This window comes from Ruegeria sp. CG4 (genome assembly GCF_056537185.1).
On sequence record NZ_JBQFRB010000002.1, the window covers coordinates 436,345 to 455,082 of the forward strand.

Here is an 18,738-nt window from a genome sequence, read left to right on the forward strand (position 1 = left end):
GTGTTTCTGCGATCTCCGGTAGCTCACTTAGCAAAACAACCACTGTATCGACAGCGATCTCTCCCTTTTCGATCCATGGGTTTTCAATGCCCAACAAACTAGACTTCGAACATAGACCAAAGTAGGAATTTCTTCAATTTTGAATGAGACGGGTCGATTTCTCAGATGTGAGCCAAGCGATTGAATCTTTGAGGCTCAACCGTTAGTCAGGCACTGCCGCTTTGGCTAGGATGAGCCCCCATCCACTATAACGAAAACTTGGTTCCTATTATCATTACGAGGCTTGTTAGCCTTTAGCTATCCATCTTCAACGCCGAGATAAACGCCTCCTGCGGGATATCGACTTTCCCGAACTGGCGCATCTTCTTTTTACCTGCCTTCTGCTTGTCCAGCAGCTTCCGCTTCCGCGTGGCGTCGCCGCCATAGCATTTCGCGGTCACGTCCTTGCGCAGGGCCGAGAGGGTCTCGCGCGCGATGACCTTGCCTCCGATGGCGGCCTGGATCGGGATTTTGAACATGTGGCGCGGGATCAGATCTTTCAGCTTTTCGCACATCGCCCGACCCCGCATCTCGGCCCGGTCGCGGTGAACCATGGTCGACAGCGCGTCGACCGGTTCGTCATTCACAAGGATCGACATCTTGACCAGTGCGTCCTCGCGGTAGCCGGTCATCTGGTAGTCGAAGCTGGCATAGCCCTTGGTCACCGATTTCAGGCGGTCGTAGAAGTCGAAGACGACCTCGTTCAGCGGCAGGTCATAGACGACCATGGCGCGGCTGCCCGCATAGGTCAGGTCCATCTGGATGCCGCGGCGGTCCTGACAGAGTTTCAGCACGTCGCCGAGGTATTCGTCGGGCACCAGAATGGTCGCCTTGATGCGCGGTTCTTCCAGGTGGTCGACCTTGGACAGGTCGGGCATGTCGGCGGGGTTGTGCAGCTCGATCATCTCACCGTCTTTCATGAAGACGTGGTAGATCACCGACGGTGCCGTAGTGATGAGGTCGATATCATATTCGCGTTCGATGCGGTCGCGGATGACCTCGAGGTGCAAGAGGCCCAGAAAACCGCAGCGGAAACCAAAGCCCAGCGCGGCCGAGGTTTCCATTTCAAAGCTGAAAGAGGCATCGTTCAGCGCCAGTTTGTCGATCGCGTCGCGCAGGTCCTCGAATTCGGCCGAGTCCACGGGAAAGAGACCGCAGAAGACCACCGGCTGCGCGGGTTTGAAACCCGGCAGGGCGACTTCGGTGCCATTGCGGTCATTGGTGATGGTGTCACCGACGCGGGTGTCGCGGACCTGCTTGATGGAGGCGGTGAGAAAGCCGATCTCGCCGGGGCCAAGGCTGTCGATCATCTGCATTTCGGGCCGGAACACGCCGACGCGGTCGACATGGTGCAGGGTGCCGTTCGACATGAACTTGACCCGCATACCCTTTTTCAACGTGCCGTCCATGATGCGGACCAGAACGATCACACCCAGATAGGCGTCGTACCACGAGTCGACCAGCATCGCCTTGAGCGGTGCGTCCAGAGTACCCTTCGGCGCGGGCAGCTGACGCACGATGGCTTCCAGCGTCTCGTGGATGCCCTGCCCGGTCTTGGCGCTGACCTGAATGGCGTCGGTCGCGTCGATGCCGATCACGTCCTCGATCTGCTCGGCCACGCGGTCACAGTCGGACGCGGGCAGGTCGATCTTGTTCAGCACCGGAACGATCTCATGATCGGCGTCGATGGCCTGATAGACGTTCGCAAGCGTCTGCGCCTCGACCCCTTGGGTCGAGTCCACGACCAGCAACGACCCTTCGACCGCGCGCATGGACCGCGAGACCTCATAGGCGAAGTCGACGTGGCCGGGGGTGTCGATCAGGTTCAACACGTATTGCTCGCCGTTGTCGGCGGTATAGTCGATGCGGACCGTGTTGGCCTTGATGGTGATGCCCCGCTCGCGCTCGATATCCATGCTGTCGAGCAGCTGTTCCTTCATGTCGCGATCCTGCACCGTTCCGGTCTCCTGGATGAGCCGGTCGGCAAGGGTGGATTTGCCATGGTCGATATGCGCGACGATGGAGAAATTGCGGATATGAGCGAGGTCTGTCATGTTCCGCGTATTAGCGGGTTTTTTAAGGCGGTCAAGGTGGAGAACGACTGCAATCGGAACCTGAGCCAAGAAAGAATTGGAGCTTGGCAAATGAATGCCGACAATACTGTGCTCTGCGGTGGGTTGCAGTGAAACTGCCGTCACCTGCATCGGCAATCGTGTCTTACTTGAGGGACGATGCTGAAGGTTGGATTGGTATACCTGCTGGTCTGGTGCGCACAAAGCTGATCCTGCCGAAGAAGGGGTTATCCGATGGAACATTCCGGCCGCCGGGGCCATTGCATACTGCCGAGTATTCCAGACAATCGAAGCGTCCATTGAAGCTGTTCAAGAGTGGATGGCGTTCCTGCCTTGAACGGTGCCGGGCTGAAGCCCGGCCTACGGGTGTGGCGGGGTTGACCCCGGTAATCACTTTTTCGCAACGCATGATTGATCCGAACCCCCGATTAATTCATACTCCGCCGCAGACCGAGAGGGGCGTCAGATCCCTCCGGGCAGGCAAAAAACGAGGCTCGAGTATGAAACAGTTCCTCTTAATCGCATTCTGTGCGGCGTCGCTGACGGCGGTGGCTCCGGCCCCTTCGTATGCGGCCAAGATCAAACAGGCATGTCTGGCGTCCGACCGGGCGGCGGCGACGCGGGATCGGTGCAGCTGCATTCAGCATGTGGCCAATCAGGCATTGACGCGCAGCGACCAGAAGACCGTCGCCAAGTGGTTTACCGACCCACACAAGGCGCAGGAGTTGAAGATGTCGAAAACTGCGCGCGATGACGCGCTGTGGGATCGGTATCAGAACTTCGGCCAGATGGCGCAGGCGATCTGCAGCTAAGCCGGACGCAATCCTTGACCTGACGCCCGCTGCCCCTCAGAAAAGGCGCAGCGAGAGGATTTTGCATGGTTATGAAAGGGCTGAGCTTGCGCGGCCTCGAAGTGTTCGAGGCGTTGGCGCGGACGGGATCGGTGGCGCAGGCGGCCGAGATCACCGGGCTCAGCCAGCCGTCGGTCAGCCAGCAGTTGCGCAATCTGGAAAACGCGCTGGGGGCCGAGCTTGTGGATCATGGGCGGCGACCGATGCGGCTGACGCAGGCCGGGCGCAGCTTTCTGGCCCGGACCAGGGCCGTGCTGGCCGAATTGCAGATGGCGCAGAGCGAGCTTTCCGTAATGGACCTGGGGCATCTGGCCACGCTGTCCATCGGTCTGATTGATGATTTCGACAACGAACTGACCCCACGCCTGGCAACGTTGCTGGCCGACAGCCTGACCCGTTCGAAATTCAAGTTGATCACGCTGTCCAGCCTTGACCTGTTTCAGGCGCTTGAGGAACAGCGGCTGCATCTGGCGGTCTCGGCCCATAGTGGCGAGGTGCTGGAGGGGGTGGTCGAGTACCCCCTGGTCCGCGATCCGTTCATACTGGTGGCCCCAAAAGGCGCCGGAGGTGTGGAGGCCGCGCTGCGGGACTTGCCGTTCCTGCGGTATGCCCGCGAACAGTTGATCAGCCGCCAGATCGAGAGCCAGTTGGCGCGGCAGCAGGTCGAGTTCGAGGAACGGTTCGAGATCGGCTCGCATCTGGCGCTGATGGCAATGGTGGCGCGGGGCTTGGGCTGGGCGATCACCACGCCGCTGGGCTACATGCGGGCGGCGCGGTTTCATGACGGGCTTGAAGTCTATCCGGCTCCGTTCGGAGAGTTTTCGCGCACCATCTCACTGTTCACCCGCACGGACTGGCCCGACGAGGTTCCGCGCGAGATTGCGGGCATGATTCAAAGGCTGATGCGGAGCCATATCCTTGACCCCGCGATCGAGCAGGTGCCGTGGCTCAGCGACCGGCTGAAGGTGATCGGCTAAGCCCTCAGGTGGGCGTCAAGCCCTTCGACCGCCGTTTCGATCAGGTCAAGCGCACCGTCAAAATCACGGGTATAGTACGGATCGGGCACATGGTCGGCCCCGGTCTGGGGCGCGAAGTCTGTCAGCAGGCGGACAGAGGTTTGGTTCCCCGGTGGGCGCAAGGCCTCGATGTCTTCGATGTTGCTGGCGTCCATCCCGATGATCAGGTCGAACCGGTTGAAATCGGCCGCCAGGAACTGCCGCGCGCGCAGGTCGCTCAGGTCGATGCCCCGAGCGTTGGCGGCGGTCTGCATCGGGCCATAGGGCGGATTGCCGGTGTGCCAGCCCATGGTGCCGGCGCTGTCGGTTTCGTGCTGCGGGGCACGGGCGCGGAACACGCCCTCGGCCGCGGGTGAGCGGCAGATATTGCCGAGACAGACAAACAGGATACGGTGGGTCATGAGCCAAGGTTTAGCGCGCGGAGGAGACATGGGAAAGATCGTCATTCTGACCGGAGCCGGGATTTCAGCCGAAAGCGGGTTGAGCACGTTTCGCGATGAAGGCGGATTATGGGCGCAGCACCGCATCGAAGATGTGGCCACGCCCGAGGGTTTTGCCCGCGATCCCGCGCTGGTCCACGGGTTCTACAATGCCCGCAGAAAACAGGCTGCGCAGGTGCAGCCAAACGCGGCGCATGACGCCTTGGCGCGGCTGCAGCGGGATTGGCGCGGAGACGTGGTCATCGTGACCCAGAATGTTGACGGCTTGCATGAGGCGGGCGGTGCCAAAGGGGTCATCCATATGCATGGCACTCTGGCCGGCGCATTGTGTTCAGCCTGCAATCATCGCTGGCAGGCCCCGACGGAAATGGTGGTGGGCGAGCGTTGTCCCGCCTGTGACCATCCAACCGCCCGCCCCGATGTCGTCTGGTTTGGCGAGATGCCCTATTTCATGGACGACATCTATGATCATCTGGCCGACGCCGCGATCTTTGCCGCCATCGGCACATCGGGTCAGGTCTATCCTGCGGCGGCTTTTGTGCACGAGGCGCAGGCCGCCGGGGCGCAGACGATCGAGCTGAACCTTGAACCGTCCTCCGGAGCGTCCCATTTTGATGAGACGGTATTTGGCCCGGCCACACAGATCGTGCCCGGGTGGGTGGATCGGCTGCTGGATCGGACCTGATGCCATCCGTTACAATCGGGTTCACGCGTATTGGAATAAGACCCGAAGACAGGAGACCCCGATGGAGGAACATCAGACCCGGAGCGGTGAAGTTCTGGAAGACGGCACATTTACAGGTCGGGACGCGCTTGGTGACAAGCTCGCCAATCTTTGGTGGACATTTCTGCTGCGTGGGCTGATGGCCGCCGCACTTGGGCTTGCGGCCCTGTTCTGGCCGGCCGGCAGCATTACGGTTCTGTTGCAACTGGTCGGTCTGTTGCTGATTCTCGATGGCGGGCTGACGTTGCTGGGGTTCGGGCGGCGCGGGTTGATTGGCGGGTTCGGCATCGGCGCCGTGCTGATTGGCCTTATCCTGCTGATATGGCCCGAAGGGACCGCCCGGCTTGCCTTCTTCCTGCTTGGGGCCTGGGTGTTGATTGTCGGGATCGGATCCGTCATGACGTGGCGACAGATGCACCAGATGGACCCGGCAGGGCCGACCCTGCGCAATTCCGGAATCATCGCCATTCTGATCGGTTTGGTTCTGATGTTCTGGCCCGGCAGCGGGTTGGTTGCGCTGGGATGGGCTATTGCGTTTTCTGCGCTGGCATTTGCCGCCGTAATGTTCTGGCTGACGGCCCGGTTCAAACGGGCCCATGACCGGATCGCCATGCGTGTCGTCAACAGATAGCAAACATACCCGGACCGCCAAAGGGCAACAGGCCGGGCTAAAGCCCCGGCCTGACGCATGGATGACGGCCGCAGAGCGGCCTGAAGACAGGCGTTGGTTCAGTTGGAATGCGAGCCGTGACCGCCCTGATCCTGACGCTCGAGATCGACCGGGACCTCGACCGTGACTTCACCGGCCTGTTCGAAAATCAGGGTGACAGGAACGGTTGCACCCTGTTCGAACGGCTGCTTCAGGCCCATGAACATCACGTGATCGCCGCCGCGTTTCAGCATGTGGACCTCGCCCGCGGGGATGGCAAAGCCTTCCTCGACATGCATCATCTTGGCGACGCCGTTTTCGTCTACCTCGTGGGTATGAAGCTCGACCCGTGCTGCCACATCCGACGTCACACCGATCAGACGGTCATCCTGACCGCTGTCATTCCGGATCATCATGAAAGCTGCGCCCGCCTTGGCCGATTTGCCCGAAGATCTGGCATAGGCGTCTTCGACCAGGATCAGGTCCTGGGCAAATGCGGTAGTGGCCATGGCTACGGTGGCGATGGTGGCGAACAGGGTGGATTTGAAGGACATTGTGCCTCTCCTTTGATTTGATCTGAAAACTGGTTTGGAATCAGATCAGAAAAGGAGGCGCGCGGGCCGGTTTGCGCGGCAGCGTCCGGGCGACGAGGTTTTCGGCCAACGGCAATGGGGCCGGTTGCGAAAGGCGCGGAGCAGCAGGCAACTCGGGTTGCGCCGCCGCCAACGCCCCCAGAAGGCTCAGGGCGTAGTCAGGGCAGTAATGCGGGGCTTTGGTGGGCTGGCCGTCTTCGTCCATGTAGACGACAACCGGGCCGGTTCCGGTGCACAGCACCATCTGACCAACGGCGCGGTCCATCCCCCGCGATACAGCCACCCCCTGCCCGGTCAGAATGACGAGCAGGGAAATGGCCAGAGCCAGATTTTGCTTGAATACGGATCTCATCTTATCCGCGATATACGCCCGCTTTCGCGCGCGTCACAAGGGCATTCGCCTGCGTCCTTTTCTCCGCGTCAGGTATCCACGCCGTTACGACGGACTTGGCTTTTGGTCAGGCTGGTGTGAAGATGGTTCACCCGTCTCTGCATCCGCGTGCAGGCCGCAAAGGTTTTGGCGCAAACGGTAGCCAACAGAGAGAAAAAGTAAAACGATTTTAACGACATATCCACAATCTCCACCGGAATTGCGAGTCAGACAATAGACCTGTCACCGATGGGCGTCTGTGAACAATTTCACGAAAGAGAATAAAACTATTTCCCTTTGGGGAACAGTTTGCAATCGGGCCATGAAAAAGGCCCCGCACCGGACCGGTGCAGGGCCGAAATTCCCGCTGTGAGAAAGATCAGGCCGAGGCTTGTGCCTTGGCGATTTCCTTTTTCACTTTCAGCGCGTTTGCCGACAGCTCATCGTCTTTGGCCTTGGCCAGGAACGCGTCCAGACCACCGCGGTGGTCAACCGAACGCAGAGCAGCAGCCGAGATGCGCAGCTTGACGCCACGGCCCAGTGTTTCGGACTGCAGAGTAACGTCGTTCAGGTTCGGCAGAAAGCGACGCTTGGTTTTGTTGTTGGCGTGGCTGACATTGTTGCCAGTCATCGGGCCTTTTCCGGTCAGTTCGCAACGGCGCGACATGGTTTCTTCCTTTGTTTCTGGAGGCCGGGCTACTGCCTGCGGCCAAATCACAAGGGGCGCAACCCGAAGTCGCGCCCGAAAACTGGTTGGATGCGTGTAGTGGGAATCGGCGGAAGGGTCAAGACGGATGCTGCGAATTCTTTCCAGCACCTTCGGAGGTAATCCGCGATGTCAGACCGGGCTATCCGTTTCGGGCAATATTCGCAATCCTTGCTGCCCGGATCACGAGTTCAGAAGCAGGGGCTTGTTGTTGCGCAAGTGGCGCGCGACCAGCCGGGCCTGTTGCGGTCCGCGCGGAATGAAACGGGCGGGATCCGACTCATGTGTCACGTCCGCCAGTTCCGGGAAAATGGCGAAAATCTCCTCGCGGGCCGCATCGCTGAGGGTCTTGAGCGCTTCGGGTCCGGTGAAAAGGCTTTCGGTGGGGGCGTCTTCGGCGAAGATGATCTCGTGCCGGTCAAAGAGCAGGTGAAAATACTCAACCTCAGCCAGCGTGTCATCAACATGGATACCCGGCAGTTGCGTCAGCTTGATTGCGGGGATCAGCACCTCGGGCGCGCCGAACATGCGCATGGCGATTTTCGACCGCACCACCATGCGGTGCTGCCGGGAGACCAACAGATCCTGCTGCGGCAACCCGCCGCCCAGGGCTCCGGCATGGATCCGGACGGGCCGGAGTTTGGGGTTGGCGGCAAGAGTCTTTGCGCCCATGCGGCGGCGACCGATCCAGCGGATGGGCTGCAGCCCGTGGCCGCCGGTGGGAAGTCTGTTGCCCGTGCGCAGGTTCTGGATGGGCACGGGTCCGTGTTCGGTCTGAATTTTCGTGTCGCGGGTAAAGCAGGGAACACCGGCTCCGTTTTCGAAGGTGGAATAGGTCACGGTGCTGCCCGATGGCAGGGTGAACGTGCCACTGGACAACGAATAACCTGTCCCGGCCACAACCGTGATGGTGCCAAATGTGTTGTCGGTGATGACCGTGCCCGCAGGCAGGTTCAGCGTATCGGTTCCACCGCCACCGCGTATATCGCCGGACACATTGGTGCTTTGGAAATCGAGCGTATCATTGCCGCCGCCCAGGCGGATGTTGGAAACGTCCGACCCTCGGACGGTGACCGTGTCGCCTGCGCTGCCGGCCGCCAGCGTGCCGCCGATGGTGCTGCCCGTGATGGTAATGTCATCGCTTCCGGCATTGCCGCGCACATCGCCCACGACCGTGCTGTTCGAGACGTTAATGGCGTCATTGCCCTGCCGCCCACGGATATTGTCGATCGGCGACCCCTGCGGCGTACCGTTCAGGGTGCCGTTGTTGTTGGTGACGTCGATGTTGTCGGCACCGTTGGTGCCATTGATATTGGGCATGATCGACAGTTCCCGTTGATCTGTTCAGTCTGGCTCCTGCCCTGCGGCATCAACATGTGCCACCTTGAGGGACGAGCGCCCGAGCGCCCGGATCCCGTTAAGTATTCATATATAATACAACATTAGATGGGATCGCACCACCTTTGGCGGAATTCCGGCCCGAACCTACTGCCCGGATAGGGTGCCGAGCATACGCTCCGCCGCTGCGGTGGGGCTGATATCGCCTGATCCAACCTCGGCGCTCAGCCGCTCCATCTCGGCGCGGATTTCGGGAGCGTCAAGCTGCGCCAGAAGGGCATGGCGCACCTCCTGATCGAACCAGAAGCGGGCCTGCGCAGCTCGGTTCGCGTGCCAATGACCGTTGTCGCGGCGCCATTGGGTGAGGGATTGCATCTCGTCCCAGGCCTGTGCCAGCCCATGTTCCTCGACCGCCGAGACGGTCATCGCCTTCGGAAAACCTTCGGGGTCCTGCGGACGTTTTCGCAGCAGGCGCAGCGCACCGGCATAATCGGCGCAGGTGCGGGTGGCGGTGGCCTTCAGGTCGCCGTCGGCCTTGTTGACCAGAATCATGTCGGCCATTTCCATGATGCCGCGCTTGACGCCCTGCAATTCGTCGCCGCCTGCGGGCGCAAGCAGCAGCAGGAACAGATCGGACATTTCCGAAACCACGGTCTCGGACTGGCCGACGCCCACGGTTTCGATCAGCACCACGTCAAAGCCGGCCGCTTCGCACAGGGCAATCGCCTCGCGCGTGCGGCGGGCAACACCGCCCAGGTGGCTTTGGCTGGGGGACGGGCGGATAAAAGCGTTCTTCTCGCGGCTCAGCCGTTCCATCCGGGTCTTGTCGCCCAGAATCGAGCCGCCCGAGCGGGCCGAACTGGGGTCGACCGCCAGAACCGCGACGCGCAGCCCTTGCCCCGTCAGCATCATGCCAAAGCTTTCGATGAAGGTGGATTTGCCGACACCCGGCGTCCCCGAAAGGCCGATGCGCAGCGATTGCCGATCCGCTGTTGCCAGATGGGACAGCAATTCGGCGGCCTGCGCCCGGTGATCGGCGCGGCGGCTTTCGACCAACGTGATGGCGCGTGCCAGCGCGCGGCGGTCGCCCTGCAGAATTCTGTCCCCAAGCTCGGCGGTGTTCATGGATGGGTCCCTCGTCGAAATTTGCCCTAGATGACGGAGTGGGCCCGGGTTTGTCCAGTGCCCGCGGCAAGGTTTCGGCGCACGCGTTCTGGACCTTGGCGGTGCCATTGGGGATAAGGCGGCATGACCCGACTGCCGATAGATGATGCCCTGCCCGATCTGATCTCAGCGCTGAAGGCGCGGGGCCGTGCCGTGTTGCAGGCCCCGCCCGGCGCGGGCAAAACCACCCGGGTGCCACTGGCGATGCTCGACGCCGGTCTATGCGATGGCAGGATCGTGATGCTGGAACCCCGGCGTCTGGCTGCGCGGGCGGCGGCCGAGCGCATGGCCGAAACCCTGGGAGAGCGCGCAGGCCAGACCGTGGGCTATCGGGTGCGCGGCGATGCCAAAGTCTCGAAAACGACCCGGATCGAGGTTGTGACCGAAGGTATTCTGACCCGGATGCTGCAGTCCGAACCCGACCTGCCGGGTATTGGCGCGGTGATTTTCGATGAATTCCACGAACGATCCCTGAATGCTGATCTGGGTCTGGCCCTGTGTCTTGAGGTCACGGCTGCGCTGCGGGACGACCTGATCCTGCTGGCGATGTCGGCGACACTGGATGCGGAACCGGTAGGGCAACTGATGGATGCCCCCCTGGTAACGTCAGAAGGGCACAGCTACCCGGTTGAAACACGCTGGCTGGACCGGCCTTTGAGCGCGCGGGCACGACGGCTGGATGCTCTGGTCGATCTGGTCGTGCGGGCCGAGCGTGACAGCCGCGCGGCAGGCGGCGGGATGCTGGTGTTTCTGCCGGGCGAGGGTGAAATCCGGCGGACCGAGGCGGCTTTGTCGGGGCGGTTGCCCGGCGACTGCGTGGTACGGCCCTTGTTCGGGGCTATGCCCTTTGCCGCCCAGCGCGCCGCAATTGCGCCAGTTGATCAGGGGCGCAAGGTGGTGCTGGCAACCTCGATTGCCGAAACCTCTCTGACCATCCCCGACATACGGGTGGTGGTCGACATGGGACAGGCGCGACGGGCGCGGTTCGATGCCGGATCGGGCATGTCCCGGCTGGTGACCGAACGGGTCACGCGGGCCGAGGCCACGCAACGCGCGGGCCGAGCCGGTCGTGTCGCCGAAGGCCTGTGCTATCGGCTGTGGTCGAAAGGCGAGGATGGCGCCATGGCCGCCTACCCACCCGCCGAAATCGAGGCGGCAGATCTGACCGGGCTGGCGCTGGAGCTTGCATTGTGGGGGGCCGAACCGGGCGATCTGGCATTTCTGACGCCACCACCCGAGGGGGCCATGTCAGAAGCGCGGGCACTGTTGGCGATGCTGGGTGCGCTGGATGCCCGTGGGCGGATCACTGATCACGGGCGGGCGCTTGCGGCGCTGCCCCTGCACCCTCGGTTGGGGCACATGCTGGTGCACGCGGGTGCTGACGCCGCGCCGCTGGCGGCGTTGATGGCCGAACGGGATCCGTTGAAGGGCGCGCCAGCCGATCTGTCCCTTCGGCTTGAAGCGTTACGAGATCCACGCGCGTTCCAACGCAATCGGGTCTGGCCGGTGAACATGAGTGTTGTGGAGCGCATCAAGGGCGAAACCAGGCGGTTGCGGGCACAGCCCGGCGGGGCCGGTGAATTGTCCCCTGCCGCCATGGCGGCGCTGGCCTATCCCGACCGCGTCGGTCAGCGGCGCAAGGGGGACGTACCACGCTATGTCCTTTCAGGCGGCAAGGGTGTTGTGCTGGACAATGGCGACACGCTGGCCGCCGCACCCTATCTGGTGGTGATCGATACGGACGGAAACCCGCGTGAGGCCCGCGTGCGAATGGCGGTGCAGATCACCGAGCGGGACATCCGCGACCTGTTCATCGATCAGATCGCATGGATCGACAGTTGCGACTGGTCCAGGCGCGAACGCAGGGTCGTGGCCCGCCAGCAGGAAAGGTTCGGGGCGATCGCTCTGGACGACAGGATCTGGAAGGACGTGCCCGAAGAGCGAGTGTCACGCGCCATGCTGGACGGTGTACGCGATCTGGGGTTGCGCCTGGACGGGGCCGCCGCCCGGCTTGCCGCCCGGGTGGAACTGGTCCGGGCCGGAGGGGTGGACCTGCCGGACTTCTCGGTCGAAGGGCTGCTGGCGGATCTGGAAAGCTGGTTACTGCCGATGTTGGCGGGCGTGCGCAATGCCGAGGATTGGAAACGCTTCGATCTGTTGCCTGCCCTGCGGGGGCGACTGGACTGGACGCAGACGCAGGAGCTGGACCGCCGCGCACCAGGATCGTTCGAGACGCCGCTGGGTCGAAAAATTCCGATCGACTATGGCGGGGCGGTGCCCGAAATCTCGGTCCGGTTGCAGGAAATGTTCGGAGTGACGCGCCACCCGGTCATCGGGGATGAACCGTTGAAGATCACCCTGCTGTCGCCGGCACAGCGTCCGATCCAGATCACGCGCGATTTGCCGGGTTTCTGGGCGGGGTCCTATGCGGATGTGCGCAAGGATATGCGGGCGCAATATCCCAAACACCCCTGGCCGGAAGATCCGACTCAGGCCGACCCGACCCTTCGCGCCAACAGGCGCCACAAGTGAAGCCAGCGCCCCGCGCGGGATTTTCAGCGAATTTTCGTGACCGCCACCGGGTGTGCGTGAGCACGTGGTAGAGTCGGAGCGGCAACACTTTCCGGAAATGAAAGCTCGTTGAAAACACTCCGTTAGGTTCCTAAATGATATCTGCCTAATGTAGGTTATGGAAACTGACGCGAACACATGAAAAACAAGCTACAAAAGCTCTGGAACGAGGTCGGCAAACCTCTGTTTCAGCGCCCGGAACGGGTGCAGTTTGCCGCGCTTTGCACACGCAGAACCGAAACCGGTGAGGATGTTCTGCTGATCACCAGCCGCGAAACCAAAAGGTGGGTCATTCCCAAGGGCTGGCCGATTGACGGCCTCGACGGGGCCGAGACCGCTTTGCAGGAAGCGTGGGAAGAGGCCGGCGTGCGGGCCACTTCTTTCGACAAAACACCGATCGGGCATTTCACCTATGACAAGATCCTGAAGGACGGCACATCCCAGGCGGTCCGGACAAATGTCTACCGCATACCGGTGACGGAACTGTCGGATCAATACCCCGAGGCGCATGAGCGTCAGCGGTGCTGGGTGTCGCCCAAAGTGGCCGCGGAACGTGTGAACGAGCCGGAATTACGCGATTTGCTGCTGCATTTGTAACAGTAAAACGTAAAATTGATGACATGTCGGTTGCCCAACCTGCCGAAAACCGTTAGCGGCCTGCATCCAAATCCTTAACGGCCCAAACAGATGTCAGAATCGCAGACCAAATCCCGCTGGCGCGCACTGGACAGCGACCTTCACCGTATTTCACGGCTCGAGCATGCGAATGCGCATGTGGCGCGGCCGTTGCTGGCCCCGGGGATCGCGCTGGCCTTCATCGCGCTGGCCGGTTTGTCCGCAGCGGTACTGTTCGGTCAGGCCGATGGCAGTCTGATAGTGGTCGCGGCCGCAGGGTTCGGGGCCTATATGGCGATCAATATCGGCGCCAATGACGTGGCCAACAATATGGGCCCTGCGGTAGGTGCCAACGCTCTGACCATGGGCGGTGCGATCCTGATCGCCGCCGTTGCCGAAAGCGCCGGAGCTTTGCTGGCTGGCGGCGATGTGGTTTCGACCATCTCGAAAGGCATCATCGATCCGATGTCGGTGCAAAACAACAACGTCTTCATATGGGCGATGATGGCAGCGCTGATTTCATCGGCCATGTGGGTCAACCTGGCCACCTGGATCGGCGCGCCGGTATCCACGACTCATTCGGTGGTCGGCGGCGTCATGGGCGCCGGAATTGCGGCCGCCGGGCTGAGCGCGGTGAGCTGGGGCACCATGGGGGCCATTGCCGCCAGTTGGGTCATTTCGCCGGTGCTGGGCGGCGCAATCGCCGCCTGTTTCCTGGCGCTGATCAAGGCCAAGATCCAGTATCAGGACGACAAGATTGCCGCTGCCCGCTTTTGGGTTCCGATCCTCGTCGCGGTCATGGCCGGGGCATTTGCCACCTATCTGTCCGTCAAGGGCCTGAAGCGGATCGTGAAGATCGATCTGGAATACGCCCTGCTGATCGGCCTGGCCGCAGCCCTGCTGGTCTGGGCGGTTACCGTGCCTTGGGTGCGTCGCAAGTCCGAAGGTCTTGAAAACCGCACCCGATCGCTGAAAACCCTTTTCGGGTTGCCTTTGGTCATTTCGGCCACGTTTCTGAGTTTTGCCCACGGTGCCAATGACGTCGCCAACGCGGTTGGCCCGCTTGCGGCGATTGTGCACGCGGCAGAGTTCGGAGATTTCTCGGCCAAGGTGTCCATTCCCACTTGGGTGATGGTCATTGGGGCCTTCGGCATCTCGTTTGGCCTGTTCCTGTTCGGCCCCAAGCTGATCCGCATGGTCGGAAGCCAGATCACCAAACTGAACCCGATGCGCGCATTCTGCGTGGCCCTGTCGGCAGCCATTACGGTAATCTTCGCCAGTTGGCTGGGCCTGCCCGTCAGCTCGACCCACATCGCTGTGGGCGCGGTTTTCGGGGTTGGCTTCTACCGCGAGTGGCACTCGGACCGCCGACGGAAAGTTACCAACCGCCGGCGCTCGTCCGAGTTGCAGCTGGCACCTGAAGAGTACCAACGCCGCAAGCTGGTACGCCGGTCGCATTTCATGACCATTGTGGCGGCATGGGTCATTACAGTGCCTGCGGCAGCGGCAATGTCTGCGGTGATATTCTGGGTGCTGACGGCGTTTTCCTGAGCTGTCTCAAGCCCGGACCCGGTCCGGTGTCAAAGGCTCGGCAGGGGCTCTTTCGATCAGGGCCTGTACCTTTGTGCACAGTGGCGCCGAAGTGCCAGCTTCATTGGCGATGCGAACGATCTCGCCCTGCAAACTGTCGATTTCCGTCGGCCGGCCTGCCGCCAGGTCATAGGCCATGGATGTGCGTGCGCTGGGGTCAATGGTCAGCATCCGGGATGCAATCCGGGTAAAAAGCGGTGTTGGCAGACGCAAAACATATGGCGTCATCCACGCCGGAAGCGGCGTGGTCGACGCGACGGGATGACCGGCGGCTTTCAGCACGCGCAGTGCTTCACCCATCTGATCGGCCATCAAACGCCGCCACGCCCGGTTCATGAGCTGTTCGCGCAGGGTCAGGCCGGACAGGGCATTCAGGGCGTTGTTGAGGTTGATGACCAGTTTGCCCCATTGCACCGCCTGAATATCGTCACTTTCAGACACCGGCAAATCCGCGCTGCCCAGCGTCTGGCCCAATGCGCCTGATCCGCTTTCGATTATGATATCGCCGGAGGTTGCCCGGTGAAAACAGGCGGGTTCTGTCGGCACAACGTTGAATGGCACCATTCCGGCGCGCACATCGTGCCCCGGCAAGGCTGCGCGCAGGATGCGTGCGTTTTCCATACCATTTTGCCACGACACAATCGGTGCGCTTGTCGGTGTGAAGCGGGCTATATCCGCCGCCAGATCCGCCGTGGCGCCCGTTTTGACCGACACAATCACGATCCCGGCCCGGGACAGGCAGGCCGGGTCTTCGCTCAGGGTCAATCTGTCCGGCGCGATGTGACGATGCAGGACCGAGAAATCGGTCACCGTCAGGCCCTGCCCCCGGATCGGGTCCAGAATTCGGGCGCGACCCAGCAAGGTGACCTGATGCCCCGCATCGGCCAGTAACGCGCCGCAATAGCACCCGATGCTGCCGGCTCCGGCAATGACGATGTTCATGACGGCCCTCCTGCCGTTGGCGGGTCAGAAGGTTTGGTAGCACGAGCCGACGGGAAACGGCCAGTGTTTGCCTCTGGCGTGCAGTGCAAAATTAACCCTGTGTTAGCCAGGAGATCCTAGCGTGAGGCATCTGCTGATCAGGAGGTCTGCCATGGACGATTCGAACCCTTTCGAGGCCACACGCCCTTTGCCCACCGCCACGCGCCCGCTTTTGGGGCAAACCATTCTGGTTGTCGAGGACAGCCGTTATGCCTGCGATGCGATCCGGCTGATGTGTCTGCACAGCGGCGCGCGGATCCGGCGGGCGGACTGTCTGACATCTGCGCGGCGTCATCTGAAGATCTATCGCCCATCGGTCATTCTGGTGGACATGGGGCTGCCCGACGGGCCCGGGGCGGACCTGATTGCCGAACTTAACGAGGCCTCGCCCCGGATCGGCGTCATATTGGGTCTGTCCGGCGATGACTGTGCCGAGCAACTGGCAATGCAGGCCGGTGCAGACGGTTTTCTGAACAAGCCCCTGAACTCTCTGGCCTGTTTCCAGCGCACCATTCTGGAGTTGCTGCCCGAAGATCGCCGCCCCGGCGGACTGCATGCCATCCAGGATGAGGTCATACGCCCCGATCCGATGGCCTATCAGGACGACATGGCCCATATCGCCGACGTTCTGGCCGGGCCAAACGACCACCGGACACTGGACTATGCCGCGCAATTTCTGACCGGCGTGGCCCGCGATGCGGAAGACACGGTGCTGGCAGACGCCGCGCAAAAGCTGGCCGCGTCCCGGGCTGCGGGTGCGCCTGTGACCGCGCGGGCGGCGCAGGTGGCCGGTATCGTTCAGTCCCGCTTACAACAGCGGGAGGCGATCTGACATGGTCACGGCGTATTTCATCACGGCCACGCTGCTGTTTCTATGGGCCTACCGGCAGACGCGCACGGCGGCGCGCAGCATTCGAAACAACCGGCAGCATCTGGAAAACCCGCTGGACCGATCCGCTGGCTGAGCGGCTGATCGTCGTCCGGTCGGACCCCTGCGTGAGTGGTGAGGCCAGGATGCCGAGGGGAAAGGCAATTCACGCCTTGCGCCGAATGAGGTGCGTTCGTGTGGGTTAAGGGATTGCATCACCGGTCAGCGCGTATCGATGCGCGGGGCCTATGGCGCGATCCCGGAAACGGCACGTCAGGGCAACCGCCCGCGCAAGGCGGGCGTTACCGGATCACTCCTGCGGAATGAGGCGCAAGCCCAGTTCCATAAGCTGATCCGAGGTCGGATCGGACGGGGCGTCCATCATCAGATCCTCGGCACGTTGGTTCATCGGGAACATCATGACCTCGCGGATGTTGGCCTCATCGGCCAGCAGCATAACGATCCGGTCGATACCGGCAGCACAGCCACCGTGCGGCGGCGCGCCGTAATGGAAGGCATTGAACAGGGCACCGAAGCGGGATTTGACTTCGTCCTCACCATAACCGGCCAGTTCAAAGGCCTTCAGCATGATTTCGGGTTTGTGGTTCCGGATCGCGCCCGAAACCAGTTCATAGCCGTTGCAGGCCAGATCGTACTGATAGCCGCGCACGTCCAACGGATTGCCGTTCAGCGCCTCCATCCCGCCTTGGGGCATCGAGAACGGGTTGTGCTCAAAATCGATCGCACCGGTTTCCTCATCCTGCTCGTAGATCGGGAAATCGACGATCCAGGCAAAGGCAAAACGGTCCTTCTCGGTCAGGTTCAGTTCTTCGCCGATCACGTCGCGCGCTTTGCCTGCAACCTTTTCAAAGGTTTTCGGCTTGCCGCCCAGGAAGAAAGCCGCATCGCCGACACCCAGACCCAACTGCTGACGGATCGCCTCAGTCCGCTCGGGGCCGATGTTCTTGGCCAGCGGGCCAGCGGCCTCCATGCCTTCGCCCTGATCGCGCCAGAAGATGTAGCCCATACCGGGCAGACCTTCTTTCTGGGCAAAGGCGTTCATACGGTCACAGAACTTTCGGCTGCCACCAGTCGGCGCAGGGATGGCGCGGATTTCGGTGCCTTCCTGCTCGAGCAGCTTCGCGAATATCGCAAAGCCAGACCCACGGAAGTGGTCGGAGACCACTTGCATTTTGATAGGATTGCGCAGGTCGGGCTTGTCGGTGCCGTACCACAGGGCCGAGTCCTTGTAGGAAATCTGCGGCCAGTCCTGATCCACCTTGCGACCACCGCCGAATTCTTCGAACACGCCGGTCAGAACGGGTTGGATGGTATCGAACACGTCCTGCTGCTCAACAAACGACATCTCGAGGTCGAGCTGGTAGAAATCGGTAGGCGAGCGGTCGGCGCGAGGGTCTTCGTCGCGAAAGCACGGCGCGATCTGGAAATACTTGTCAAAGCCCGACACCATGATCAGCTGCTTGAACTGCTGTGGGGCCTGCGGCAGGGCGTAGAACTTGCCCGGATGCAGGCGCGAGGGCACCAGGAAGTCGCGCGCGCCTTCGGGTGACGAGGCGGTGATGATCGGCGTTTGATACTCGCGGAAGCCCTGATCCCACATACGTTTGCGCATCGAGGCGACAACGTCCGAGCGCAGGGTCATGTTCTGCTGCATCGCCTCGCGGCGCAGGTCCAGATAGCGATAGCGCAGGCGGGTTTCCTCGGGGTATTCCTGATCGCCAAAGACCATCAGCGGCAGTTCTTCGGCGGCGCCCAGCACTTCGAGTTCGCGGACATATACCTCGATCTCGCCGGTCGGCAATTTCGGGTTCACCAGTTCGGCATCACGCGCCTTGACAGTGCCGTCGATGCGGATGCACCACTCGGACCGCACCTTTTCCAGGGCAGCAAAGGCGGCGCTGTCGCCGTCGCACAGCACCTGGGTTACGCCGAAATGGTCGCGCAGATCGATGAACAGCACGCCGCCGTGATCTCGGACCCGATGCACCCAGCCGGACAGGCGGACGGTTTCACCGACATTGGCGGCGGTCAGAGCGGCGCAGGTGTGGCTGCGGTAGGCGTGCATGGATCATATCCCTTCGGGCGCAGAATTCGTCGCGCCGATACACCCCGTCGGGCTTGGAAAGTCAA

At 61.9% G+C, this 18,738-nt stretch carries 18 protein-coding genes; 9 read left to right on the forward strand and 9 right to left on the reverse strand.

Annotated features, from left to right (window positions below; all coding sequences use genetic code 11):
* Positions 1–293: 293 nt before the first annotated feature.
* Positions 294–2,093 (reverse strand): translation elongation factor 4, encoded by a 1,800-nt coding sequence (gene lepA, locus ACR0J2_RS08570; RefSeq protein WP_170614709.1) that lies wholly within the window; start codon positions 2,091–2,093, stop codon positions 294–296.
* A 518-nt stretch (positions 2,094–2,611) separates the two neighbouring features.
* Here lepA and ACR0J2_RS08575 point away from each other — a divergent pair.
* Both ACR0J2_RS08575 and ACR0J2_RS08580 read left to right on the forward strand, forming a co-directional pair.
* A complete protein-coding gene (locus tag ACR0J2_RS08575; protein WP_170614710.1) occupies positions 2,612–2,923 on the forward strand; it encodes a hypothetical protein in 312 nt (103 codons plus the stop codon).
* Positions 2,924–2,988: 65 nt separating this feature from the next.
* Positions 2,989–3,939, forward strand: a complete 951-nt coding sequence (locus ACR0J2_RS08580; protein WP_321254378.1) for a LysR family transcriptional regulator — start codon at positions 2,989–2,991, stop codon at positions 3,937–3,939.
* Here ACR0J2_RS08580 and ACR0J2_RS08585 read toward each other — a convergent pair.
* Positions 3,936–4,379, reverse strand: a complete 444-nt coding sequence (locus tag ACR0J2_RS08585) for a low molecular weight protein-tyrosine-phosphatase (protein ID WP_170807965.1) — start codon at positions 4,377–4,379, stop codon at positions 3,936–3,938. The two genes, ACR0J2_RS08580 and ACR0J2_RS08585, sit on opposite strands and share 4 nt — an antisense overlap.
* 28 nt (positions 4,380–4,407) lie before the next feature.
* Here ACR0J2_RS08585 and ACR0J2_RS08590 point away from each other — a divergent pair, with 28 nt between their 5' ends.
* Positions 4,408–5,103 (forward strand): NAD-dependent deacylase, encoded by a 696-nt coding sequence (locus tag ACR0J2_RS08590; protein WP_480812394.1) that lies wholly within the window; start codon positions 4,408–4,410, stop codon positions 5,101–5,103.
* A gap of 61 nt (positions 5,104–5,164) precedes the next feature.
* Positions 5,165–5,773, forward strand: coding sequence for a DUF308 domain-containing protein (locus ACR0J2_RS08595; RefSeq protein WP_170807939.1), 609 nt, complete (start codon positions 5,165–5,167; stop codon positions 5,771–5,773).
* 98 nt (positions 5,774–5,871) lie between these two features.
* On the opposite strand, the gene ACR0J2_RS08600 is transcribed toward ACR0J2_RS08595, so the two are convergent.
* The 5 genes from ACR0J2_RS08600 to meaB all read right to left on the reverse strand — a co-directional run bounded on the left by ACR0J2_RS08600 (position 5,872) and on the right by meaB (position 9,923).
* Positions 5,872–6,345, reverse strand: coding sequence for a copper chaperone PCu(A)C (locus tag ACR0J2_RS08600; protein WP_480812287.1), 474 nt, complete (start codon positions 6,343–6,345; stop codon positions 5,872–5,874).
* Positions 6,346–6,385: 40 nt separating this feature from the next.
* Positions 6,386–6,736 (reverse strand): hypothetical protein, encoded by a 351-nt coding sequence (locus ACR0J2_RS08605; RefSeq protein WP_170614715.1) that lies wholly within the window; start codon positions 6,734–6,736, stop codon positions 6,386–6,388.
* Between the two features lie 397 nt (positions 6,737–7,133).
* Positions 7,134–7,421 (reverse strand): 50S ribosomal protein L28, encoded by a 288-nt coding sequence (gene rpmB / locus ACR0J2_RS08610; protein WP_170614716.1) that lies wholly within the window; start codon positions 7,419–7,421, stop codon positions 7,134–7,136.
* A 222-nt stretch (positions 7,422–7,643) separates the two neighbouring features.
* Positions 7,644–8,780: a Hint domain-containing protein gene (locus ACR0J2_RS08615; RefSeq protein WP_480812288.1), complete on the reverse strand. Its 1,137-nt coding sequence runs from the start codon at positions 8,778–8,780 to the stop codon at positions 7,644–7,646.
* A 165-nt stretch (positions 8,781–8,945) separates the two neighbouring features.
* Positions 8,946–9,923 carry a methylmalonyl Co-A mutase-associated GTPase MeaB gene (gene meaB, locus ACR0J2_RS08620; RefSeq protein ID WP_480812289.1) on the reverse strand — a complete coding sequence of 326 codons (978 nt, stop codon included), beginning with the start codon at positions 9,921–9,923 and terminating at the stop codon, positions 8,946–8,948.
* A gap of 123 nt (positions 9,924–10,046) precedes the next feature.
* Here meaB and hrpB point away from each other — a divergent pair, with 123 nt between their 5' ends.
* From hrpB to ACR0J2_RS08635, 3 genes are all read left to right on the forward strand, one after another.
* On the forward strand, positions 10,047–12,494 hold the full coding sequence (gene hrpB, locus ACR0J2_RS08625) for an ATP-dependent helicase HrpB (RefSeq protein WP_480812290.1): 2,448 nt from the start codon (positions 10,047–10,049) through the stop codon (positions 12,492–12,494).
* Positions 12,495–12,671: 177 nt separating this feature from the next.
* Positions 12,672–13,130, forward strand: a complete 459-nt coding sequence (locus ACR0J2_RS08630; RefSeq protein ID WP_170614720.1) for an NUDIX hydrolase — start codon at positions 12,672–12,674, stop codon at positions 13,128–13,130.
* Between the two features lie 90 nt (positions 13,131–13,220).
* On the forward strand, positions 13,221–14,699 hold the full coding sequence (locus tag ACR0J2_RS08635) for an inorganic phosphate transporter (RefSeq protein ID WP_170614721.1): 1,479 nt from the start codon (positions 13,221–13,223) through the stop codon (positions 14,697–14,699).
* Between the two features lie 6 nt (positions 14,700–14,705).
* Here ACR0J2_RS08635 and ACR0J2_RS08640 read toward each other — a convergent pair whose 3' ends face one another.
* Positions 14,706–15,680, reverse strand: a complete 975-nt coding sequence (locus tag ACR0J2_RS08640) for a 2-dehydropantoate 2-reductase (protein WP_480812291.1) — start codon at positions 15,678–15,680, stop codon at positions 14,706–14,708.
* A 151-nt stretch (positions 15,681–15,831) separates the two neighbouring features.
* On the opposite strand from ACR0J2_RS08640, the gene ACR0J2_RS08645 reads away from it, so the two are divergent.
* Together ACR0J2_RS08645 and ACR0J2_RS08650 are read left to right on the forward strand one after the other, a co-directional pair.
* Positions 15,832–16,551, forward strand: coding sequence for a response regulator (locus ACR0J2_RS08645; protein ID WP_170614723.1), 720 nt, complete (start codon positions 15,832–15,834; stop codon positions 16,549–16,551).
* 1 nt (position 16,552) lies between these two features.
* Positions 16,553–16,684, forward strand: coding sequence for a hypothetical protein (locus ACR0J2_RS08650; RefSeq protein ID WP_480812292.1), 132 nt, complete (start codon positions 16,553–16,555; stop codon positions 16,682–16,684).
* A gap of 213 nt (positions 16,685–16,897) precedes the next feature.
* Here ACR0J2_RS08650 and aspS read toward each other — a convergent pair whose 3' ends face one another.
* Entirely contained in the window at positions 16,898–18,673 is a 1,776-nt protein-coding gene (aspS, locus tag ACR0J2_RS08655) for an aspartate--tRNA ligase (protein ID WP_480812293.1), read from the reverse strand.
* Positions 18,674–18,738 lie beyond the last annotated feature (65 nt).

Coding starts and splice junctions, on each gene's coding strand:
- lepA (WP_170614709.1), bottom strand. CDS start 2,093: ATGACAGACCTCGCTCATATCCGCAATTTCTCCATCGTCGCGCATATC.
- ACR0J2_RS08575 (WP_170614710.1), top strand. CDS start 2,612: ATGAAACAGTTCCTCTTAATCGCATTCTGTGCGGCGTCGCTGACGGCG.
- ACR0J2_RS08580 (WP_321254378.1), top strand. CDS start 2,989: ATGGTTATGAAAGGGCTGAGCTTGCGCGGCCTCGAAGTGTTCGAGGCG.
- ACR0J2_RS08585 (WP_170807965.1), bottom strand. CDS start 4,379: ATGACCCACCGTATCCTGTTTGTCTGTCTCGGCAATATCTGCCGCTCA.
- ACR0J2_RS08590 (WP_480812394.1), top strand. CDS start 4,408: ATGGGAAAGATCGTCATTCTGACCGGAGCCGGGATTTCAGCCGAAAGC.
- ACR0J2_RS08595 (WP_170807939.1), top strand. CDS start 5,165: ATGGAGGAACATCAGACCCGGAGCGGTGAAGTTCTGGAAGACGGCACA.
- ACR0J2_RS08600 (WP_480812287.1), bottom strand. CDS start 6,345: ATGTCCTTCAAATCCACCCTGTTCGCCACCATCGCCACCGTAGCCATG.
- ACR0J2_RS08605 (WP_170614715.1), bottom strand. CDS start 6,736: ATGAGATCCGTATTCAAGCAAAATCTGGCTCTGGCCATTTCCCTGCTC.
- rpmB (WP_170614716.1), bottom strand. CDS start 7,421: ATGTCGCGCCGTTGCGAACTGACCGGAAAAGGCCCGATGACTGGCAAC.
- ACR0J2_RS08615 (WP_480812288.1), bottom strand. CDS start 8,780: ATGCCCAATATCAATGGCACCAACGGTGCCGACAACATCGACGTCACC.
- meaB (WP_480812289.1), bottom strand. CDS start 9,923: ATGAACACCGCCGAGCTTGGGGACAGAATTCTGCAGGGCGACCGCCGC.
- hrpB (WP_480812290.1), top strand. CDS start 10,047: ATGACCCGACTGCCGATAGATGATGCCCTGCCCGATCTGATCTCAGCG.
- ACR0J2_RS08630 (WP_170614720.1), top strand. CDS start 12,672: ATGAAAAACAAGCTACAAAAGCTCTGGAACGAGGTCGGCAAACCTCTG.
- ACR0J2_RS08635 (WP_170614721.1), top strand. CDS start 13,221: ATGTCAGAATCGCAGACCAAATCCCGCTGGCGCGCACTGGACAGCGAC.
- ACR0J2_RS08640 (WP_480812291.1), bottom strand. CDS start 15,680: ATGAACATCGTCATTGCCGGAGCCGGCAGCATCGGGTGCTATTGCGGC.
- ACR0J2_RS08645 (WP_170614723.1), top strand. CDS start 15,832: ATGGACGATTCGAACCCTTTCGAGGCCACACGCCCTTTGCCCACCGCC.
- ACR0J2_RS08650 (WP_480812292.1), top strand. CDS start 16,553: ATGGTCACGGCGTATTTCATCACGGCCACGCTGCTGTTTCTATGGGCC.
- aspS (WP_480812293.1), bottom strand. CDS start 18,673: ATGCACGCCTACCGCAGCCACACCTGCGCCGCTCTGACCGCCGCCAAT.